The sequence below is a fragment of the Streptomyces sp. NPDC050703 genome, from assembly GCF_040654435.1.
In the GTDB taxonomy this organism is placed as follows: Bacteria; Actinomycetota; Actinomycetes; order Streptomycetales; family Streptomycetaceae; genus Streptomyces.
Genome location: NZ_JBFAHX010000013.1, coordinates 133,694 through 153,540, shown reverse-complemented (window position 1 = coordinate 153,540; position 19,847 = coordinate 133,694). Strand labels below are relative to the sequence as shown.

At 72.5% G+C, this 19,847-nt stretch carries 19 protein-coding genes; 16 read left to right on the top strand and 3 right to left on the bottom strand.

All coding sequences use genetic code 11. From position 1 onward, the window contains the following. The first annotated feature begins 183 nt into the window (after positions 1-183). The 11 genes from AB0I16_RS15295 to AB0I16_RS15245 all read left to right on the top strand — a co-directional run bounded on the left by AB0I16_RS15295 (position 184) and on the right by AB0I16_RS15245 (position 12,779). The gene (locus AB0I16_RS15295) at positions 184-1,845 is read left to right on the top strand and encodes a CTP synthase (protein ID WP_363249853.1); all 1,662 of its coding nucleotides are present in this window, start codon (positions 184-186) and stop codon (positions 1,843-1,845) included. Between the two features lie 85 nt (positions 1,846-1,930). Beyond that, complete coding sequence (locus AB0I16_RS15290) at positions 1,931-2,557, top strand: NUDIX hydrolase (RefSeq protein ID WP_363249852.1); 627 nt, start codon at positions 1,931-1,933, stop codon at positions 2,555-2,557. Positions 2,558-2,794: 237 nt separating this feature from the next. Next, on the top strand, positions 2,795-4,819 hold the full coding sequence (locus tag AB0I16_RS15285) for a tetratricopeptide repeat protein (RefSeq protein ID WP_363249873.1): 2,025 nt from the start codon (positions 2,795-2,797) through the stop codon (positions 4,817-4,819). 145 nt (positions 4,820-4,964) lie between these two features. Beyond that, positions 4,965-6,080, top strand: coding sequence for an alanine dehydrogenase (gene ald, locus AB0I16_RS15280; protein ID WP_363249851.1), 1,116 nt, complete (start codon positions 4,965-4,967; stop codon positions 6,078-6,080). Positions 6,081-6,436: 356 nt separating this feature from the next. Continuing rightward, on the top strand, positions 6,437-7,609 hold the full coding sequence (locus tag AB0I16_RS15275) for a ParA family protein (protein ID WP_363249850.1): 1,173 nt from the start codon (positions 6,437-6,439) through the stop codon (positions 7,607-7,609). Beyond that, positions 7,594-8,184 carry a hypothetical protein gene (locus AB0I16_RS15270; protein WP_363249849.1) on the top strand — a complete coding sequence of 197 codons (591 nt, stop codon included), beginning with the start codon at positions 7,594-7,596 and terminating at the stop codon, positions 8,182-8,184. Before AB0I16_RS15275 ends, AB0I16_RS15270 begins: the two co-directional genes overlap by 16 nt. Positions 8,185-8,203: 19 nt before the next feature. Beyond that, the gene (locus AB0I16_RS15265) at positions 8,204-9,172 is read left to right on the top strand and encodes a segregation/condensation protein A (RefSeq protein WP_363249848.1); all 969 of its coding nucleotides are present in this window, start codon (positions 8,204-8,206) and stop codon (positions 9,170-9,172) included. After that, positions 9,169-9,807 carry an SMC-Scp complex subunit ScpB gene (scpB, locus tag AB0I16_RS15260; protein WP_363249847.1) on the top strand — a complete coding sequence of 213 codons (639 nt, stop codon included), beginning with the start codon at positions 9,169-9,171 and terminating at the stop codon, positions 9,805-9,807. Before AB0I16_RS15265 ends, scpB begins: the two co-directional genes overlap by 4 nt. Positions 9,808-9,820: 13 nt before the next feature. Further along, on the top strand, positions 9,821-10,975 hold the full coding sequence (locus tag AB0I16_RS15255) for a pseudouridine synthase (RefSeq protein ID WP_363249846.1): 1,155 nt from the start codon (positions 9,821-9,823) through the stop codon (positions 10,973-10,975). 71 nt (positions 10,976-11,046) lie between these two features. Continuing rightward, positions 11,047-11,781, top strand: a complete 735-nt coding sequence (locus AB0I16_RS15250) for an NUDIX domain-containing protein (protein ID WP_363249845.1) — start codon at positions 11,047-11,049, stop codon at positions 11,779-11,781. Continuing rightward, on the top strand, positions 11,778-12,779 hold the full coding sequence (locus AB0I16_RS15245; RefSeq protein WP_363249844.1) for an ADP-ribosylglycohydrolase family protein: 1,002 nt from the start codon (positions 11,778-11,780) through the stop codon (positions 12,777-12,779). The genes AB0I16_RS15250 and AB0I16_RS15245 overlap by 4 nt, the downstream gene beginning before the upstream one ends. A 10-nt stretch (positions 12,780-12,789) precedes the next feature. On the opposite strand, the gene AB0I16_RS15240 is transcribed toward AB0I16_RS15245, so the two are convergent. Further along, entirely contained in the window at positions 12,790-13,479 is a 690-nt protein-coding gene (locus tag AB0I16_RS15240) for a nucleotidyltransferase domain-containing protein (RefSeq protein WP_363249843.1), read from the bottom strand. Positions 13,480-13,619: 140 nt separating this feature from the next. Between AB0I16_RS15240 and aroH the strand changes: the two genes are divergently transcribed. From aroH to der, 5 genes are all read left to right on the top strand, one after another. Next, the gene (aroH, locus tag AB0I16_RS15235) at positions 13,620-13,982 is read left to right on the top strand and encodes a chorismate mutase (RefSeq protein WP_363249842.1); all 363 of its coding nucleotides are present in this window, start codon (positions 13,620-13,622) and stop codon (positions 13,980-13,982) included. Then, positions 13,979-15,064, top strand: a complete 1,086-nt coding sequence (locus tag AB0I16_RS15230) for a prephenate dehydrogenase (RefSeq protein ID WP_363249841.1) — start codon at positions 13,979-13,981, stop codon at positions 15,062-15,064. Before aroH ends, AB0I16_RS15230 begins: the two co-directional genes overlap by 4 nt. A 113-nt stretch (positions 15,065-15,177) precedes the next feature. Further along, positions 15,178-15,873 carry a (d)CMP kinase gene (cmk, locus tag AB0I16_RS15225; protein ID WP_363249839.1) on the top strand — a complete coding sequence of 232 codons (696 nt, stop codon included), beginning with the start codon at positions 15,178-15,180 and terminating at the stop codon, positions 15,871-15,873. Then, positions 15,831-16,520 carry a lysophospholipid acyltransferase family protein gene (locus AB0I16_RS15220; protein ID WP_363249838.1) on the top strand — a complete coding sequence of 230 codons (690 nt, stop codon included), beginning with the start codon at positions 15,831-15,833 and terminating at the stop codon, positions 16,518-16,520. Before cmk ends, AB0I16_RS15220 begins: the two co-directional genes overlap by 43 nt. Positions 16,521-16,602: 82 nt before the next feature. Further along, on the top strand, positions 16,603-18,081 hold the full coding sequence (gene der / locus AB0I16_RS15215) for a ribosome biogenesis GTPase Der (RefSeq protein WP_363249837.1): 1,479 nt from the start codon (positions 16,603-16,605) through the stop codon (positions 18,079-18,081). A gap of 71 nt (positions 18,082-18,152) precedes the next feature. Here der and AB0I16_RS15210 read toward each other — a convergent pair whose 3' ends face one another. Then, the gene (locus AB0I16_RS15210; RefSeq protein WP_363249836.1) at positions 18,153-18,452 is read right to left on the bottom strand and encodes a hypothetical protein; all 300 of its coding nucleotides are present in this window, start codon (positions 18,450-18,452) and stop codon (positions 18,153-18,155) included. 128 nt (positions 18,453-18,580) lie between these two features. Beyond that, the gene (locus AB0I16_RS15205) at positions 18,581-19,363 is read right to left on the bottom strand and encodes a hypothetical protein (RefSeq protein WP_363249835.1); all 783 of its coding nucleotides are present in this window, start codon (positions 19,361-19,363) and stop codon (positions 18,581-18,583) included. Positions 19,364-19,847 lie beyond the last annotated feature (484 nt).

The following is a 19,847-nucleotide window of genomic DNA, read 5'->3' as shown; positions in this document are numbered from 1 at the left end:
ATGCTGTGCCCGGCCGATGGCCGAGCGCGCCCGGAAGCGTCCCCCTCAGGTCGCTGATACCCTGGTAGCCCGTGAGCCGGTGGTCATAGAACCCCCGAACCGCAGCGACGGCGCCTCCCCCGAAACCCTGGTGAGGGCCGGTACGCACCTCCAGACCGCGACCACGGGAGCCCCCTCTTGGCCATGCAGCCCAAATCCAGGACGACCAAGCACATCTTCGTCACCGGGGGTGTCGCCTCTTCCCTCGGCAAGGGTCTGACTGCCTCCAGCCTGGGTGCGCTCCTCAAGGCACGTGGCCTGCGTGTCACGATGCAGAAGCTCGACCCGTACCTGAACGTCGACCCCGGCACGATGAACCCCTTCCAGCACGGTGAGGTCTTCGTCACGAACGACGGCGCGGAGACCGACCTGGACATCGGCCACTACGAGCGCTTCCTCGACGTCGACCTCGACGGCTCGGCGAACGTCACCACCGGCCAGGTCTACTCCCAGGTGATCGCCAAGGAGCGGCGCGGCGAGTACCTCGGCGACACCGTGCAGGTCATCCCGCACATCACCAACGAGATCAAGCACCGCATCCGCCGCATGGCGACGGACGACGTCGACGTCGTCATCACCGAGGTCGGCGGCACGGTCGGCGACATCGAGTCCCTGCCGTTCCTGGAGACCGTCCGCCAGGTCCGCCACGAGGTCGGCCGCGACAACGTCTTCGTCGTGCACATCTCGCTGCTGCCCTACATCGGCCCCTCCGGCGAGCTCAAGACCAAGCCGACCCAGCACTCGGTGGCCGCCCTGCGCAACATCGGCATCCAGCCCGACGCCATCGTGCTGCGCGCCGACCGCGACGTGCCGACCGCGATCAAGCGCAAGATCTCGCTGATGTGCGACGTCGACGAGGCCGCCGTGGTCGCCGCCATCGACGCCAAGTCGATCTACGACATCCCGAAGGTGCTGCACACCGAGGGCCTGGACGCCTACGTCGTGCGCAAGCTCGACCTGCCCTTCCGCGACGTCGACTGGACCCAGTGGGACGACCTGCTCGACCGCGTGCACAACCCGCGGCACGAGGTCACGGTCGCGCTGGTCGGCAAGTACATCGACCTGCCCGACGCCTACCTGTCGGTGACCGAGGCCATGCGCGCCGGCGGCTTCGCGAACAAGGCCCGCGTCAAGGTCAAGTGGGTCACCTCCGACGACTGCAAGACCCCGGCGGGCGCCGAGAAGCAGCTCGGCGACGTCGACGCGATCCTGATCCCCGGCGGCTTCGGCGAGCGCGGTGTCGACGGCAAGGTCGGCGCGATCCAGTACGCCCGCGAGAACAAGGTGCCGCTGCTCGGCATCTGCCTCGGCCTGCAGTGCATCGTCGTCGAGGCGGCCCGCAACCTCGCCGACATCCCGGACGCGAACTCCACGGAGTTCGACGCGGCCACCGCCCACCCGGTGATCTCCACCATGGCGGAGCAGCTCGACATCGTCGCCGGCGAGGGCGACATGGGCGGAACGATGCGCCTGGGCATGTACCCGGCCAAGCTCGCCGAGGGCTCCATCGTGCGCGAGGTGTACGAGGGCAAGGAGTACGTCGAGGAGCGCCACCGCCACCGCTACGAGGTGAACAACTCCTACCGCGCCGACCTGGAGAAGAAGGCGGGCATCCTGTTCTCCGGCACCTCCCCGGACGGCAAGCTCGTCGAGTACGTCGAGTACCCCCGCGAGGTCCACCCCTACCTCGTCGCCACCCAGGCGCACCCGGAGCTGCGCTCGCGCCCGACGCGTCCGCACCCGCTGTTCGCCGGGCTCGTGAAGGCCGCCGTCGAGCGCAGGACGGGCGCCAAGCCCGCCAAGTGACGACAGGCGTTACGGTTGCCGGGGTACGTGCCTCCTGGGGCGCGTGCCCCGGTTTCTGTTTGCGCGTGTGGGAGGACAGGGCGACATGACGATCAAGGACACCGCCGAGGAGTGGCAGGTCAAGGCGAGCCGTACGCCGTTCGTCGGGAACAAGACCTCCGTGCGCACCGACGACGTGGTCATGCCCGACGGGACCGTCGTCCACCGCGACTACCAGGTCCACCCCGGCTCGGTCGCCGTCCTCGCGCTCGACGGGGAGGGCCGTGTCCTGGTCATCCGCCAGTACCGCCACCCGGTGCGCCACAAGCTCTGGGAGATCCCCGCGGGCCTCCTCGACGTCCCCGGCGAGAACCCCCTGCACGCCGCGCAGCGCGAGCTGTACGAGGAGGCGCACGTCAAGGCGGGGGACTGGCGCGTCCTCACCGACGTCTACACCACCCCCGGCGGCTGCGACGAGGCCGTGCGGATCTTCCTCGCCCGTGACCTCGCCGAGGCCGAGGGCGAGCGCTTCGAGGTCTCCGAGGAGGAGTCCGACATGGAGCTGGACCGCCTCCCGCTGGAGGACCTCGTACGCGGGGTGCTCGCCGGGGAGCTGCACAACAACTGCCTCGTCGTCGGTGTCCTCTCGCTGCACGCGGCCCTGAACGGCGCCGGACTCGACGCCCTCCGCCCGGCCGAGGCTCCTTGGCCGGCCCGGCCCTTCGAGTCCTGAGGACCGGTTTGTACGGTTTCCCGTACCGGTATGACGATCTACTGATCCGATCGGGGGACTTGTGCGCGGCGCGCGGCCGGGAGGGCCGCAGGGCCTGAACTAGGCTCTGAAAGCGTCCCGCTCGGAGTCCCGGGCGGGCTCGTGCGCAGGCGGACGGGAGCGTGGCCCGTGACGGATCAGGCGGTCGACACCGACGGTGCGGCGGCGGGCGGCGCCGTGCCGGAGCCCGCCGGTGCCGTGCGGGAGCCCGCCGCGGCCGCCTTCGTCGGCCGGCGCCGGGAGCTGAGGGAGCTCAGGGCCGACATCGACCGCGCCGGACTCGACACCCTCTCGGGCCGCAAGGCACCCCGCGCACGCGTCCTGCTGGTGGCGGGCCGCCCCGGCTCGGGCCGCACCTCGCTCGCCGAGGCACTGGTGCGCGAGACCGCCGACGAGTACCCCGACGGAGTGCTCCGCGCCCGCCTCACCGATCCCGACGGCACCCGCGTCCCCGCCGAACGCACCGCCCGTACGCTCCTCGACACCCTCGGCGTCCCCGCACCGCCCGGGGCGCACGAGGACGAGCTGGCCGAGATCCTCAGGGACGCGCTCGCCGAACGCAGGGCGCTGCTCCTCCTCGACGACGCGGCCGACGCCGAGCAGGTCGAACCGCTGCTCCCCGACACGCCCGACTGCCTGGTCGTCGCCGTCTCCAAGGGCCCGCTCACCGGCATCCCCGACGTACGGCCCTGCACCCTCGGCGGCCTCGACAAGGAGGCCGCGGTGAAGCTGCTCGCGCGCGCCGCGGGCCCCGTGCGCATCACCGTGGACCCGCGCTCCGCGGAAGCCCTGGTCGAGCACTGCCAGGGCCACCCCGCGGCCCTCGTCCTGGCCGGCGGCTGGCTCGCGGTGCGGCCCAAGGCCGCCGTCGCCGATCTGGCCAAACGGCTGCACGACCTGCCCGGTGACGAGCCCGTCCTGGCCCGCGTCTTCCGGCACACCTACGCCACGCTGGCCGGCACGCCAGCCCGGATGCTGCGCCTGCTCTCCCTGGCCCCGGCCGCGCACATCGACCCGCACACCGCCTCCGCGCTGGCCGGCTGCTCGGTCCCCGCGGCCCACGACACCCTGGACGACTTCGTTGCCCTCGGCCTCGTACGGCCCGTGGAGTCACCCCTTCCGCAGTACGAGGTGCCGGGCTGCCTCGTGCCCCTGCTGCGGCGGCTCACCGAGACCGAGGACCGCCCCGCCGAGCTCCAGCTCGCCCGCGCCCGCATGCTGGAGCGGACCGTGCGGCTGCTTCAGTCCTGCCGCGCGGTGACCGAACCCGACAGCCCGGCAGCCCGGAAACTGCTGGCCGGGCTGCCGGGCGCCCTGCGCTTCCCCGACCCCGCGGCCGCCGCCGAGTGGCTGCGCATCCGGCAGCCCGCGCTGCTCGCCGCCGCCCGCCTCGCGGTGGCCGACGGGGAGCTGGACACCCTCGCGCGGCGCCTGATGGCGGCCCTGACCCGGGCCCTCGTCGCCCACCGCGGCCAGCAGGCCGCGGCCCCCGAGCTGTACTCCGTCCACCAGCTCGTCCTCGGCGTGGCCGAGCGGCGCAGGCTGCCGCGCGAGGAGGCCGCGGCGCTCCTCAACCTCGCCGACCTCGACGCGCGGACCGGTCGTACGCGGGACGCGCTGGCCCGCTACCGGGCCGCGCTCGCCGCGGGACGGCTGGCCGACGACCCGTACGCCGTCGGGCGCGCGATGGAATCCGTGGCCGGCGCGTACCAGGAGCTGGAGGACTGGTCGCGGGCCTCCGACTGGTACGGCAGGGCGCTCGCCCACCGCCTGGCCCGTGACGAGCGCCTCGACGCGGCCCGCCTCCACGGCCGGCTCGCCACCGTGCACACCTACGCGGGCCGCTACGGCGAGGCGCTGCGCAACTGGAGCTCGGCGGTCACGGGCCACCGCAGGAACGGCGACGTGGCCGGGCACGCGCGGGCGCTGAGCGAGCTGGCGCGCGTGCAGGAGTACGCCGGGCGGCCCGAGGAGTCGCTGCGCACCTGCCAGGAGGCGGTGGAGCTGGCACGGCACGCCGACGACGTACGGCTGCAGGCCGCGCTCCAGCTCCGCCTCGCCGACACCCTGGACCGGCTCGGCGATCCCACGGCCGCCCGGCTGCACAGGAACGCGGCCGAGCGCATGCTGAAAGCGGGGCCGCAGGAGACCGCCGGTCTTGAAACGAACGGTGGAGCAGGGTCCTCCGCCTACGAAATCCGCAGCACATCCTCAGAAGATTGAAGTATTGGAAGGCTAGACAGCGAGAAATCCTTCATTAGACTGGCTCCGCCGCATGCATCTGTGGCGTCTCCCGTTGCGCCCTCCAGCGCACCGGTCTGTACTGCATTGCCCGAGATTTCCCCTGAGCCAAGGACCGTGATCGACGATGAAGGTCGGCATCCCCCGCGAGGTCAAGAACAACGAGTTCCGGGTGGCCATCACCCCGGCCGGCGTGCACGAGCTGGTGCGCCACGGCCACCAGGTCGTCATCGAGCGGAACGCCGGCGTCGGCTCCTCGATCACGGACGCCGAGTACGTCTCGGCCGGTGCGACGATCCTGGACACCGCGGACGAGGTCTGGGCCGCCGCGGACCTGCTCCTGAAGGTCAAGGAGCCCATCGCGGAGGAGTACCACCGCCTCCGCAAGGACCAGACCCTCTTCACCTACCTCCACCTGGCCGCGTCCAAGGAGTGCACGGACGCGCTCCTGGAGTCGGGCACGACCGCCATCGCGTACGAGACCGTCGAGACCGCGGGCCGCGCGCTGCCGCTGCTCGCCCCGATGTCCGAGGTCGCGGGCCGCCTCGCCCCGCAGGTCGGCGCCTACCACCTGATGGCCGCCAACGGCGGCCGCGGCGTCCTGCCGGGCGGTGTCCCCGGTGTGGCCGCGGGCAAGGCCGTCGTCATCGGCGGCGGCGTCTCCGGCTGGAACGCCGCGCAGATCGCCATCGGCATGGGCTTCCACGTGACCCTGCTCGACAAGGACATCAACAAGCTCAAGGAAGCCGACAAGATCTTCGGTACGAAGATCCAGACGGTCGTCTCCAACGCCTTCGAGCTGGAGAAGGCCTGCCTGGAGGCCGACCTCGTCATCGGCGCCGTCCTCATCCCGGGCGCCAAGGCCCCGAAGCTCGTCACCAACGAGCTGGTCTCCCGCATGAAGCCGGGAAGTGTTCTTGTCGACATCGCGATCGACCAGGGCGGCTGCTTCGAGGACTCGCACGCCACCACGCACGCGGAGCCGACCTTCCCGGTCCACGGCTCGGTCTTCTACTGCGTCGCCAACATGCCCGGCGCGGTCCCCAACACCTCCACCTACGCGCTGACCAACGCGACGATGCCGTACATCGTCGAGCTGGCGAACCGCGGCTGGGCCGAGGCCCTGCGCCGCGACCCGGCGCTCGCCCTGGGTCTCAACACCCATGACGGCAAGGTCGTTTACAAGGAGGTCGCCGAGGCCCACGGCTACGAGCACGTGGAGCTGGAGACGCTCCTCGGCTGACCCCCGCGGCCGACTGCGGTCGGCCACCGGCGACTTCGGTGCCGCCGTCAACGAAAGTCGTCAATCTCACGCCCGCGGCCGGACCTTGAGAGGGGTCCGGCCGTATGCGTATCAGTGCGGACACGCTCAACTCGCCTTGAACGTAAGCCTTTGGCCGTTTCGCCCACCCCGGAAACGTGCCACCGGCATGCCGGACGCCCTTGACATCGCCGTGTCCCTTTGCCGACACATCGGGCCCGGTCCGGCGGATTGTGTTGCTGTGGACCGGTGACACGCCATAGAGTCGCCAACCGTCGGCATGGTGCCACGCTGACCTATCGAGAAGTTCCCTGGTCACCAAGGAGGTAAGACGACTTGTGAATGAGTCGACATTTGCTCCCGGGGGTGGTCAACCAGGAACGTCTGAGCGGGGCCAAGGACCCGTGGGACTCGAGGCTGTCGGCTCCGTCGCTGTCCGAACCTTCGAAGCCCGGCAGAGCCCCCAGCCGACACAGCCAGCACCCCAGAGCATGGATGGCCATCACGTGAACGCCATGGCCGGCGACCGGAGTGGCGATAACACCCACACCCACCTCGCCGACTACGAGGAACTGCCCAAGGGGCACTTCTACGACCCCGACGCCGAGTACGAGCCCGATCCGGAGTACGCGGCCACGCTCGCGCCCGACGCGGCCCGCCAGCGCCGCGAGCGCGTCGGCCCCACGGGACGCCCGCTGCCGTACTTCCCGATCCCCGGCCCGCTGACCGACCACGGGCCCGCCAAGATCATCGCGATGTGCAACCAGAAGGGCGGCGTCGGCAAGACGACGTCGACCATCAACCTGGGCGCCGCCCTCGCGGAGTACGGCCGCCGCGTCCTGCTCGTCGACTTCGACCCCCAGGGCGCCCTCTCGGTCGGCCTCGGTGTGAACCCGATGGAGCTCGACCTCACGGTCTACAACCTCCTCATGGAGCGCGGCATGTCCGCGGACGAGGTGCTCCTGAAGACGGCGGTCCCCAACATGGACCTGCTGCCGAGCAACATCGACCTCTCCGCCGCCGAGGTGCAGCTGGTGAGCGAGGTCGCGCGCGAGTCCACGCTCCAGCGGGCGCTCAAGCCGCTGATGCAGGACTACGACTACATCGTCATCGACTGCCAGCCCTCGCTCGGCCTGCTCACGGTGAACGCGCTCACCGCTGCCCACAAGGTGATAGTGCCGCTTGAGTGCGAGTTCTTCGCCCTCCGCGGCGTCGCACTCCTGACGGAGACCATCGAGAAGGTCCAGGAGCGGCTCAACCCCGAGCTGGAGCTGGACGGCATCCTCGCGACCATGTACGACTCCCGCACCGTGCACAGCCGCGAGGTGCTCGCGCGCGTGGTCGAGGCCTTCGACGACCACGTCTACCACACGGTCATCGGGCGCACGGTCCGCTTCCCCGAGACCACGGTCGCCGGCGAGCCGATCACGACGTACGCCTCCAACTCGGTCGGCGCGGCCGCCTATCGCCAGCTCGCCAGGGAGGTGCTCGCCCGGTGTCACGCCGAGTGAGTCTGCCGGGGGCCGACGAGCTGTTCCGCACGACCGGGGGCATGGCCCTGCAGTCGTCGTCGCCGCGACGCCCGGCCAACGGTGAGGCGAGGGTGCCCGCTCCCGCGGGCGAGAGCGACGAGACCGCGGCGGCCGACGAGGCCGCGCAGGGCGAGGGCGGTGACCCCGCCGAACACGCGGCCACCGACGCCGAGTCGGGCGCGGAGTCGCGCAGCAGGGCGGCGTCCGCCGACGCCGACAAGGGCGCGGGGCGCAGGGCCGCGGGCCAGGCGCAGGAAGGCGCCGCCCCGCAGGGCGGCGGCAAGAACGGCTCCACCACCGCCCAGGCGCGGCGCCGGGCGCGGGCGGCCAGCCGGCGGCCCAGCGGGCGCGAGCGGCACGACGAGAAGATCACTGTGTACGTCTCCGCCGAGGAGCTGATGGACCTGGAGCACGCGCGGCTCGTGCTCCGCGGCGAGCACGGGCTCGCGGTGGACCGCGGACGGATCGTGCGGGAGGCCGTCGCGGTCGTCCTCGCGGATCTGGAGTCGCGGGGGGACGCGAGCATCCTCGTACGACGGCTGCGCGGGCGGTAGGGGTAGCGTTTCCGGCCTGATGGCCTTGAACAGTGAATCCGTACCGCCTGCCGCCGGTCGGCGCCGCGCCCTGGGGCGGGGCCCCGGCGCGGCTCTCGCGGAGCCCGAGCCGGAGCCGGTGGCCCCACAGGCGGTGGCCCCAGAGCCGGTGGCACCGGAGGCCCCCGAGTCCGACGGGCCCGGTGACGGGCGGTTCACCGTGCGGCTCGCGAACTTCGAGGGCCCCTTCGACCTGCTGCTCCAGCTCATCGCCAAGCACAAGATGGACGTCACCGAGGTCGCGCTCTCCAAGGTGACCGACGAGTTCATGGCGCACATCCGGGCGATGGGGCCCGAGTGGGACCTGGACCAGACCACCGAGTTCCTCGTCGTCGCCGCCACGCTGCTCGACCTCAAGGCGGCCCGCCTGCTGCCCGCCGCCGAGGTCGAGGACGAGGCCGACCTCGCGCTGCTCGAAGCGCGGGACCTGCTGTTCGCGCGGCTGCTGCAGTACCGCGCGTACAAGCAGGTCGCGGACATCTTCGCGGGGCGGCTCGAAGCGGAGGCGCGGCGCTACCCCCGCACCGTCGGCCTGGAGCCGCACCACGCCGAGCTGCTGCCCGAGGTCGTCATCAGCATCGGCGCCGAGGGGTTCGCCGGGCTCGCCGTGAAGGCCATGCAGCCGCGTGCGAAGCCCCAGGTGTACGTGGAGCACATCCACGCCCCGCTGGTGTCCGTGCGGGAGCAGGCCGGGCTCGTCGTCGCCCTGCTGCGGGAGCGCGGCGAGGCGGAGTTCTCGGAGCTGGTGGCGGACGCGGGGGACACCCTGACCGTCGTGGCCCGCTTCCTCGCCCTGCTGGAGCTGTACCGCGAGAAGGCCGTCGCCCTGGACCAGGACGACCCGCTGGGGGCGCTGCTGGTGCGGTGGACCGGCGGGGACGGCGCCGACGGGCCGACCGTGACCGACGAGTTCGACCGGGCACCCGAGCCGATGGAGGAGAAGGCGTGAGCGAGTACCCCGCGGGGGCGGCCACCGTCGCGGACCTGGAGCTGCGGCCCGCTCTTGAGGCCGTCCTGATGGTCGTCGACGAGCCGGCCACCGAGGAGCACCTCGCGAAGATCCTCCAGCGGCCCAGGCGCGCGGTCGCCGACGCGCTGCGCGCGCTCGCCGACGAGTACACCGTGCAGAGGCGCGGCTTCGAGCTGCGCCTCGTGGCGGGCGGCTGGCGGTTCTACACGCGGCCCGAGTACGCCGCCGCCGTGGAGGGCTTCGTGCTCGACGGGCAGCAGGCGCGGCTCACCCAGGCGGCCCTGGAGACCCTCGCCGTCGTCGCGTACCGGCAGCCGGTGAGCCGTTCGCGGGTCTCCGCGGTGCGCGGGGTGAACTGTGACGGCGTGATGCGCACGCTCCTCCAGAGGGGTCTGGTGGAGGAGGCGGGCGCGGAACCCGAAACAGGTGCGATCCTGTACAGGACGACGAACTACTTCCTGGAGCGGATGGGCCTGCGCGGCCTGGACGAGCTGCCGGAGCTCGCGCCCTTCCTCCCCGAGGCGGACGCGATCGAGGCCGAGACGCGGGAAGGGGTTCCGTCGTTCGACCCGGACGCACCCGATGCGCCGGGTGACGAGGACGCAGCCGACTAAGACGGAACTTTTGATGCGAAGCAGCAGCGGCAGGAACAGCAGCGGAAACAACGGCGGGAGCCGTGGTGGCAACAGCGGCGGCCGCGGCAGCAGCGGTGGCCGCGGCGGCAGCGGTGGCCGCGGCAACTACCGGGGTGCCGGTAACGGCCGCGACGACCGGCGGGACGACCGGCGGGACGACAAGCCGAAGAGGCCCAGCAAGCCGCGCCCCGAGGAGCGCCGCTACGACGTGGGCGCCGGCGGCACCCAGAGCGGCCCGAAGTCCGGTCGCGGCGCCTCCGCGCGCGGCGGCGCCAAGGGCGGCCCCAAGCAGGGGCAGCAGCGCGGCGCCCGGTCGGCCCCCTCCCGCTCCCGTGAGTACGAGACCCGGGCGGAGGAGCGCAACCGCGAGCGGTACGCGGGCAAGCCGAAGGTGAACCTTCCCAAGACCTTCCCCGGCGCCGAGCAGGAGGGCGAGCGGCTCCAGAAGATCCTGGCCCGCGCGGGCTACGGCTCGCGCCGCGCCTGCGAGGAGCTGGTCGACGAGGCCCGCGTCGAGGTCAACGGCGAGATCGTGCTTGAGCAGGGGCTGCGCGTCGACCCCGAGAAGGACGAGATCAAGGTGGACGGCCTCACGGTCGCCACGCAGTCGTACCAGTTCTTCTCGCTCAACAAGCCCGCCGGTGTCGTCTCCACCATGGAGGACACCGAGGGCCGCCAGTGCCTGGGCGACTACGTGACCAACCGCGAGACGCGGCTGTTCCACGTGGGGCGGCTCGACACCGAGACCGAGGGCGTCATCCTGCTCACCAACCACGGTGAGCTGGCCCACCGCCTGACCCACCCGAAGTACGGCGTGAAGAAGGTCTACCTCGCGCACATCGTGGGCCCGATCCCGCGCGACCTGGGCAAGCAGCTCAAGGACGGCATCCAGCTGGAGGACGGCTACGCCCGCGCGGACCACTTCCGCGTCGTGGAGCAGACCGGCAAGAACTACCTCGTCGAGGTCACCCTGCACGAGGGCCGCAAGCACATCGTGCGCCGCATGCTGGCCGAGGCGGGCTTCCCCGTCGACAAGCTGGTGCGGGTGGCCTTCGGGCCGATCACCCTGGGCGACCAGAAGTCCGGCTGGCTGCGGCGGCTCTCCAACACGGAGGTCGGCATGCTCATGAAGGAAGTCGACCTGTAGGAATCCCTTGCGTGCACCACCCCCCTCTCTTTATAGTCAACGGGACCATAAAGAGAGGGGGGTGGTCGCGCATGCGGGAACCACAGGAGTACGACAAGTACGCCCACGAACCGTTCGCCGTCACCGTGGACCTGGCGGTGTTCACCATCCGCGAAGGCGCACTGCACGTGCTGCTCGTGGAGCGGGGCCAGGAGCCGTACGCGGGTCAGTGGGCGCTGCCCGGCGGATTCGTGCTGCCGGACGAGTCCGCGGAGGGCGCCGCGCAGCGCGAGCTGGCCGAGGAGACGGGGCTCGCGGACGTCAGCGGGCTCCACCTGGAGCAGGTGCGCACCTACAGCGACCCCGGCCGCGACCCGCGGATGCGGGTCGTCTCCGTCGCGTTCGCGGCGCTCGTGCCCGACCTGCCGGAGGCGCGCGCGGGCGGCGACGCGGCCGGCGCGGCCTGGCTGCCGTACGGCCCCGCGGCGTACCGGCCGCTCGCCTTCGACCACGACCGCATCCTCTCCGACGCCTACGACCGGGTCGGCGCCAAGCTGGAGTACACCGGGCTCGCCACCGCCTTCTGCCCGCCCGAGTTCACGCTCGGCGAGCTGCGCCAGGTCTACGAGGCCGTGTGGGGCGCGGAGCTGGACCCCGCCAACTTCCGGCGCAAGGTCGTCGGCACCGCCGGGCTCGTCGAGGCGATCCCCGGCGCGGCCCGCCTCACCGGCGGCCGGGGCAAGCCCGCCGCCCTCTTCCGGGCGGGCACGGCCACCGCCCTGCACCCGCCCCTGCTCCGGCCCACCCCGGAAGGACCGTCCTCATGAAGCGCCCGGCCACCGGCTCCCTCATGGGGCTCGCCATCGGGGACGCGCTCGGCTTCCCGACCGAGTTCGACGACGTTCCCTCGATTCTCGCCGCATGCGGCCCGTGGCGTGCGATGGAACTGCCCCGGCCCGCGATCGTGACCGACGACACCCAGATGACGCTCGCCCTGGCCAGGGGCCTGCGGACCGCCATGGACGAGGGACCGCTCGGGCCGAAGGGGCTGACGCGGCCCCTGAGCGAGGAGTTCGTGGACTGGTACCGCTCGCCGGAGAACAACCGCGCGCCCGGCAACACCTGCCTGACGGCCTGCTCCCTCCTCCAGGGCGGCAGGCCGTGGGAGCAGGCGAGCCAGCCGCACTCCAAGGGCTGCGGCGCCAACATGCGGGTCGCGCCCCTCGGCCTCGTCCCCGGCCTGAGCGACGAGCAGCGCGCGGGCGCCGCCCAGCTCCAGTCCGCGCTCACCCACGGCCACCCGACCGCGCTCGCCGCCTCCGACCTCACCGCGCACGCCGTACGCCTGCTCGCCGCGGGCGCCGAACCGACCGGCCTGGTCGGCCTCCTGCGCTCCTACGCGTACGACAACCGCGAGACCTACCACGAGCGCTGGCTCGGCGAGCTGTGGCGGCGGGGCGAGGCACCGACGCCGAAGGAGTTCATCGCCCACGGCTGGGACGAGTGCCTGGCGGTCCTCGAACGCCTGGAGGCCGCGCTGAAGCGGGCCAATCCGGAGACCGACCCCTGCCTGGCCACGGGCCAGGGCTGGATCGCCGAAGAGGCGCTGGCCACCGCCCTGCTCTGCTTCCTGCAGTTCGTCGACGAGCCGGTCACCGCGCTGCGCCGCGCGGCCTGCACCTCGGGCGACTCCGACTCCCTCGCCTGCCTCGCGGGAGCCTTCGCGGGCGCCCACACCGGCGCGGACGCCTGGCCCGCCGAGTGGACGGACCGGATCGAGTACCGGGAGGAACTGGTGGCGTTCGGGGCGCTCTGGGACGCCTGAGCGGTGACCCTCAGCGCAGCGCCGACGCCCGGCGGGCGCGGACGAGGAAGTCCTCGACGCGGCGCCGGTCGGGCCCGGCGGGCAGCGGGCTGCGGGCCACCGCCTCCTCGGCCTCGGCCGCGAGGCGGTCCATCCAGGACTCGACCTCCGGCCAGCTGCGCTCGCCGCGCCTGACCGCGAGCAGTGGTTCGCGGGCGTCGCCCACGCCGGTCACCAGCTCGCCGGAGCGCAGCAGGTCGCGGCAGGACGTCAGCAGCCGCAGCAGGTGCATCGCGTGCTTCCAGCGCGGGGCGCCCTGGGTGCGGACGTCCGCCTCCAGCTTCCTGCGCTGCCCGAGCGCGTAGCGGACGAAGGTCTCGTGGGCCCGGCGGGAGAGGAACGCCCCGCGCAGCGAGAGCAGCTCGCGGCCGGTCTCCGTGACGTGCTCGACCAGCGGGGAGTGGAGACACTCCAGGACGTTCGGGTTGGCCCGCAGCGCCAGCTCGCAGAAGCGTTCGAGCTCCCAGCTGAACTGCTCCTCCGCGGGGCCGTCCAGGTGCGTCGGCGGCTTCTCGAAGCGCCAGAACAGCGGGGTCGGCGCCTGGAAGACGCCCCGCCGGTCGGTGTCACTGCCCTCCGTGGCCAGACCGAAGGCGCGCGAGCCCATCACACAGGCGTAGACGGTGTGGTCGCGTACGAGGGCCAGGTCCTGGGGGCGCATACGGTGAGCGTACGGGTCCGCGGAACGCGTCTCGGCAGGCGGGCGCCGCGCCCCCGTGCGCACGGCGCTGACTACCCTTGACGGTATGGCACGCGGGGACACGCGAGACATGCAAGACATGTGAGAGAAGGAGCGGTGACGTGGCGGTACGAGCGGTCCGGGGCGCCGTCCAGCTGGACGAGGACGAGGCCGGGCACATGGGGGAGCGGGTCGGCGCGCTGCTCACCGCCGTGCTCGAACGCAACGGACTGACCGCCGAGGACCTGATCAGCGTCTGGTTCACGGCCACGCCCGACCTGCACAGCGACTTCCCCGCCGCCGCGGCCCGCGCCATCGGCCTCGTCGACGTCCCCCTGATCTGCGCGCGGGAGCTGGAGGTCGACGGCGCCATGCCCCGTGTCGTCAGGCTCCTCGCCCACATAGAGACCGACCGCCCCCGCTCAGAGATCGCGCACGTCTACCTCGGCGCCGCGGCCGCACTCCGCAAGGACATCGCCCAGTGAGAACCGCCCTCGTCATCGGCACCGGCCTGATCGGCACCTCCGCCGCCCTGGCCCTCGCCTCCCGCGGCGTCACCGTCCACCTCGACGACCACGACCCGGCGCAGGCCCGCACCGCCGCCGCGCTCGGCGCGGGCACCGACGAGGCCCCCGATGGCCCCGTCGACCTCTGCGTCGTCTCCGTGCCGCCCGCCCACGTCGCCGCCACCCTGGCCGGCGTCATGCGGCGCGGTGCCGCGCGCGCCTACCTCGACGTCGCCAGCGTCAAGGGCGGCCCCCGGCGCGACCTGGAGGCGCTCGGCCTCGACCTCACCGCGTACATCGGCACGCACCCCATGTCGGGGCGGGAGCGCAGCGGCCCCCTCGCCGCCACCGCCGACCTCTTCGAGGGGCGGCCGTGGGTGCTCACCCCGACCCGCGACACCGACACCGAGGCGCTCAACCTCGCCCTCGAACTCGTCGCGCTCTGCCGTGCCGTGCCCGTCGTCATGGACGCCGACGCCCACGACCGCGCGGTCGCCCTCGTCTCGCACATGCCGCACCTGGTCTCCAGCATGGTCGCCGCCCGCCTGGAGAACGCCGACGAGTCGGCCGTACGCCTCTGCGGCCAGGGCATCCGCGACGTCACCCGCATCGCCGCCTCCGACCCCCGGATGTGGATCGACATCCTCTCCGCCAACCCCGGGCCCGTCGCCGACCTCCTCGCCGACGTCGCCGCCGACCTGGACGAGACCGTCACGGCCCTGCGGGCCCTGCAGTCCGCCGACGAGGCGAAGCGGACCGAGGGCGCTACGGGCGTCGAGACCATGCTGCGGCGCGGCAACGCGGGCCAGACCCGGGTCCCGGGCAAGCACGGCTCGGCCCCGGCCGCCTACGAGGTCGTCGCGGTTCTGATCAACGACCAGCCGGGACAGCTCGCCCGGATCTTCGCCGACGCGGACCGGGCGGGGGTCAACATCGAGGACGTGCGCATCGAGCACGCGACCGGCCGGCAGGCGGGCCTCGTGCAGCTCATGGTGGAGCCGAAGGCCGCCCCCGTGCTCAGTGCCGCGCTGCGCGAGCGCGGCTGGTCGATCCGGCAGTAGACGGCGGGCGGCAGGGGCTGTCGGGACCGGGCGCGCGAGCCAGTAACCTTGTGCGGGGCGTGCCCGCGCCCCGCCTCCCCGCCCCGAGTACCGCGAAAGGTGCCCGCAGCCCCGTGGAAACCGCAGAAAACGCCGCCCCGGCAGCCGTGATCGTCGCCATCGACGGCCCCTCAGGCACGGGCAAGTCGAGCACCTCCAAGGCCGTCGCCGCCCAGCTCGGGCTCAGCTACCTGGACACCGGCGCCCAGTACCGGGCGATCACCTGGTGGATGGTGAACAACGGCATCGACCTCACCGACCCCGCTGCGATCGCCGACGTCGCGGGCAAGCCCGGCATCGTCTCCGGCACCGACCCGCTGGCCCCGACCATCACGGTCGACGGCACCGACGTCTCGGGCCCCATCCGCACCACCGAGGTCACCTCCCGGGTCAGCGCGGTCAGCGCCGTCCCCGAGGTCCGCACCCGCATCACCGAGCTGCAGCGCTGGATCGCGGAGTCGGCCGAGAAGGGCATCGTCGTGGAGGGCCGTGACATCGGCACCACCGTGCTGCCCGACGCCGACCTGAAGATCTTCCTCACCGCCTCGCCCGAGGCGCGCGCCGCCCGCCGCTCCGGCGAGCTGAAGGGCGCGGACGTCAAGGCCACCCAGGAAGCCCTGATCAAGCGGGACGCGGCCGACTCCAGCCGCAAGACGTCCCCGCTGGCCAAGGCCGACGACGCGGTCGAGGTCGACACCACCGAGCTCACGCTCCAGCAGGTCATCGAGTGCGTGGTCACCCTCGTCGAGGAGAAGCGGGCCGAGAAGTGAGCGAGGCGGGCGCCTCCGAGCGGGGGGCCGAGGTCGGCCGCCGGATCGGCGTCGGCCTCATGTACGGCCTGTTCAGGCCGCGGGTGCTCGGCTCCTGGCGGGTGCCGGTGAGCGGCCCCGTGATCCTGGCCGTCAACCACGCGCACAACGTCGACGGCCCGATGGTCATGGGCGTCGCGCCCCGGCCCACGCACTTCCTCATCAAGAAGGAGGCGTTCGTCGGACCGCTCGGGCCCTTCCTCGACGCCATCGGACAGGTGAAGGTGGACCGCTCGGGCGCCGACCGCACGGCGATCACCCGCGCCCTCGGCGTCCTCGGCCAGGGCGGCGTCCTCGGCATCTTCCCCGAGGGCACCCGGGGCGAGGGCGACTTCGCCTCGCTGCGCGCCGGGCTCGCGTACTTCGCGGTGCGCTCCGGGGCCCCGATCGTCCCGGTCGCGGTTCTGGGAAGCACCGAGCGGAACGGACGGTTGATAAAGCAGCTGCCCCCGCTGCGCAGCCGGGTCGACGTCGTCTTCGGAGACCCCTTCGAGGCGGGCGACGGCCAGGGCCGCCGGACGCGCAAGGCGCTGGACGAGGCGACCGTGCGCATCCAGGAGCGGCTCTCCCGCCACCTGGAAAACGCCAGGCGCCTGACCGGGCACTGAGCGAGACTTATCAAGTAGTGCGCCGACCCGACACGCGGACCCGCGCACCGATCACCACGATGAACGACGAGGTACGGACTTCATGAGCGACCAGATCCAGCCCGAGGGCGACGGCTTCGCCGAGCACGACCACGGGGCGCTCGGCGACGCCGAGTACGCGCAGTTCATGGAGCTCGCCGCCGAGGAGGGCTTCGACGTCGAGGACGTCGAGGGCGCCATCGAGGAGGCGGGCCACGGCCCGCTGCCCGTGCTCGCCGTCATCGGCCGCCCCAATGTCGGCAAGTCGACCCTGGTGAACCGCATCATCGGCCGCCGCGAGGCCGTCGTGGAGGACCGCCCCGGCGTCACCCGCGACCGCGTCACCTACGAGGCCGAGTGGGCGGGCCGCCGCTTCAAGCTCGTCGACACCGGCGGCTGGGAGCAGGACGTGCTCGGCATCGACGCGTCCGTCGCCGTCCAGGCGGAGTACGCGATCGAGGCCGCGGACGCCGTGGTCTTCGTCGTCGACGCCACGGTCGGCGCCACCGACACCGACGAGGCGGTCGTCCGCCTCCTGCGCAAGGCCGGCAAGCCCGTCGTGCTCTGCGCCAACAAGGTCGACGGCCCCTCCGGCGAGGCCGACGCCACCGCCCTGTGGTCCCTCGGCCTCGGCGAGCCCCACCCCATCTCCGCGCTGCACGGCCGCGGTACCGGCGACATGCTGGACGCCGTCCTCGATGCGCTGCCCGAGGCGCCCGAGCAGACCTTCGGCACGGCCATCGGCGGCCCCCGCCGCATCGCGCTCATCGGCCGCCCGAACGTCGGCAAGTCCTCGCTGCTCAACAAGGTGGCGAACGAAGAGCGCGTGGTCGTCAACGAGCTGGCGGGCACCACCCGCGACCCGGTCGACGAGCTCATCGAGCTGGGCGGCGTCACCTGGAAGTTCGTCGACACGGCGGGCATCCGCAAGCGCGTCCACCTCCAGCAGGGCGCCGACTACTACGCCTCGCTGCGCACCGCCGCGGCCGTCGAGAAGGCGGAGGTCGCGGTGATCCTCATCGACGCCTCCGAGTCCATCTCCGTGCAGGACCAGCGCATCGTGACGATGGCCGTCGAGGCGGGCCGCGCGATCGTGGTGGCGTACAACAAGTGGGACACCCTCGACGAGGAGCGCCGCTACTACCTGGAGCGGGAGATCGAGACCGAGCTGGCCCAGGTCGCCTGGGCGCCCCGCGTCAACGTCTCCGCGGCCACCGGACGCCACATGGAGAAGCTCGTCCCCGCGATCGAGACGGCCCTCGCGGGCTGGGAGACGCGCGTGCCGACCGGCCGGCTGAACGCCTTCCTCGGTGAGATCGTCGCCTCCCACCCGCACCCGGTCCGCGGCGGCAAGCAGCCGCGCATCCTCTTCGGCACGCAGGCGGGCACGAAGCCGCCGCGCTTCGTCTTCTTCGCCTCGGGCTTCATCGAGGCCGGCTACCGCCGCTTCCTGGAGCGCCGGCTGCGCGAGGAGTTCGGCTTCGAGGGCACGCCGATCCACGTCTCGGTGCGGGTGCGCGAGAAGCGCGGCCGCAAGAAGTAGGACGTGACCCGTCCTCCGGCGCGTACGCGAGATGCCCGGCCCCGTTCCTCGGGGCCGGGCATCCCGCTTGCTCAGCGGTCGCGGCGCGGGGCCGCGGGCAGGGCCGCGGGGATCGGGTGGAGGCCCGTCGCGTAGTGGTCCTGCCGGCCGTAGCGGCCGATGTGGAAGTGCCCGTAGGTGTGCGGGCGCGTGTCCTGCCGTCCGTCGCGCTGTCCGCCGTACGGCCCGGTGCCGAAGGCGGTGAAGCCGAGCTCCTCCTCGCCGCTCCGGTCGCCGGGCAGTGCCCGGAAGGCCCTGCGGTACTCCGAGTAGAGCGTGTCGTAGATCGGTGTGGCGGAGTACGCGCCCGTCGTGTCCGGCGCGGTGCGCATGGACGGGATCGGGGTCTGGTACGCCGGCCTGTAGCGGGAGGGGTCGTATGTGTGCACGTCTGTGCCAACGAAACGAGCGCCCGACGGATGCGGGGGCCGCGCCCGCGGCCCCGCGGCCATTCGGGTGATCAGGTCCCGGCGAGCGGCATGGCCCCGGCGGCGAGCAGGCCGCGGGCGGCCGCACCGTCCAGGGCGTCCCTGAGCAGGTCCTCGCGCGGCTGGCGGCCGATGGAGCCCGCGGGCCCCGCGAAGAGCAGCACGGTCCGGGTCTTGTTGACCGCTGTCCGCCACTCGTCGGTGACCTGGAGCGGCTGGTGCGCCTGCCACCAGGCGACGGGGGCGCTGCCGTGGGGGCCGGGCTGGAAGACGGCGTGCAGCTGCCCCATGGCGAGCAGGACGGACCAGCCGTGCAGGACGGGCGGCACGGTGTCGAGCGAGGCCACCGGCAGGAAGCCCTGCTCGATCAGGAGCGGAAGGAAGTCGTCGCCACCGCCGGGCGCGGCGCCGGGGCGGGCGATGGGGCCGGTGGGCTCGACGACGAGCGCGGGGTGCAGCTCCCCCTCGATCAGGACCAGGCCGCTGGTCACACCGAGCACGGCCTGGCTCGGCGTGGCCTCGGTGGGCACCGTGCCGTCCTCGCGGGTGATCGAGCGCACGGCGCCCTGGAGCTGCTCCTCGGAGACCGTCACGATCTGGGAGGGCAGGCAGGAGGCGTGCGCGAAGGCGAGGACGGCGGTCTCCTCGCCGACGAACAGGACCGTGCTGGTGCGTTCCTGCCCGGAGTCGCCCGGGGTGCGGCACGAGGTGCAGTCGTAACTGCCCGGAGTGTTCTCTCCGGCGAGCAGCCGGTCGGCTTCTTCGTCGCCGATCTCGGCGCGAACGTCGTCGCTGACGTCGAGCATGCGCGGCACGGGTGACTCCTCGGGATTGTCACGTGGGGTGATGGGTGCGGGTGTGATGAGCCGGGCGGCGCCCGGCTCATAGGAAGACAACGGCGGATCAGTGGCGCAAGTCACGCAAGACGGCGAACGGAATCGAACCGTCCGCAGCACAGGGTGAGATGCGTGCCGGAATGTGTCACTCCGCGCCAACAGGCGTGCACCGCAGGGGAGTTGAATGGGTGAGGTGAGTCACAGATCATTGGATCAACGGGCGTATAAATCCCGATATCGGGCAATGAAGTGGGTGGCCGGAATTCGCTGCTACCACGAGTAACGTCGAACTGGCCTGTGGGGACGGAGATCCGGTTGCTGCCGGGGCGAGCGGGCTCCTAGATTCCACCGCCGTGTGCAGCGAGCACCGCTCGGGTACGTCCGCCGACCGCCCCGGCTCGACGGGGCCCGGTCGCCCCGGTTCGACGGGGCGCCGGCACGGCGGGCGGGACCGGACGGGCCC

Excerpts from the sequence above, each read along its gene's own strand:
- AB0I16_RS15295 (WP_363249853.1), top strand. The coding sequence starts at position 184 with ATGCAGCCCAAATCCAGGACGACCAAGCACATCTTCGTCACCGGGGGT.
- AB0I16_RS15290 (WP_363249852.1), top strand. The coding sequence starts at position 1,931 with ATGACGATCAAGGACACCGCCGAGGAGTGGCAGGTCAAGGCGAGCCGT.
- ald (WP_363249851.1), top strand. The coding sequence starts at position 4,965 with ATGAAGGTCGGCATCCCCCGCGAGGTCAAGAACAACGAGTTCCGGGTG.
- AB0I16_RS15265 (WP_363249848.1), top strand. The coding sequence starts at position 8,204 with ATGGCCTTGAACAGTGAATCCGTACCGCCTGCCGCCGGTCGGCGCCGC.
- AB0I16_RS15255 (WP_363249846.1), top strand. The coding sequence starts at position 9,821 with ATGCGAAGCAGCAGCGGCAGGAACAGCAGCGGAAACAACGGCGGGAGC.
- AB0I16_RS15250 (WP_363249845.1), top strand. The coding sequence starts at position 11,047 with ATGCGGGAACCACAGGAGTACGACAAGTACGCCCACGAACCGTTCGCC.
- AB0I16_RS15245 (WP_363249844.1), top strand. The coding sequence starts at position 11,778 with ATGAAGCGCCCGGCCACCGGCTCCCTCATGGGGCTCGCCATCGGGGAC.
- AB0I16_RS15240 (WP_363249843.1), bottom strand. The coding sequence starts at position 13,479 with ATGCGCCCCCAGGACCTGGCCCTCGTACGCGACCACACCGTCTACGCC.
- der (WP_363249837.1), top strand. The coding sequence starts at position 16,603 with ATGAGCGACCAGATCCAGCCCGAGGGCGACGGCTTCGCCGAGCACGAC.
- AB0I16_RS15210 (WP_363249836.1), bottom strand. The coding sequence starts at position 18,452 with ATGCGCACCGCGCCGGACACGACGGGCGCGTACTCCGCCACACCGATC.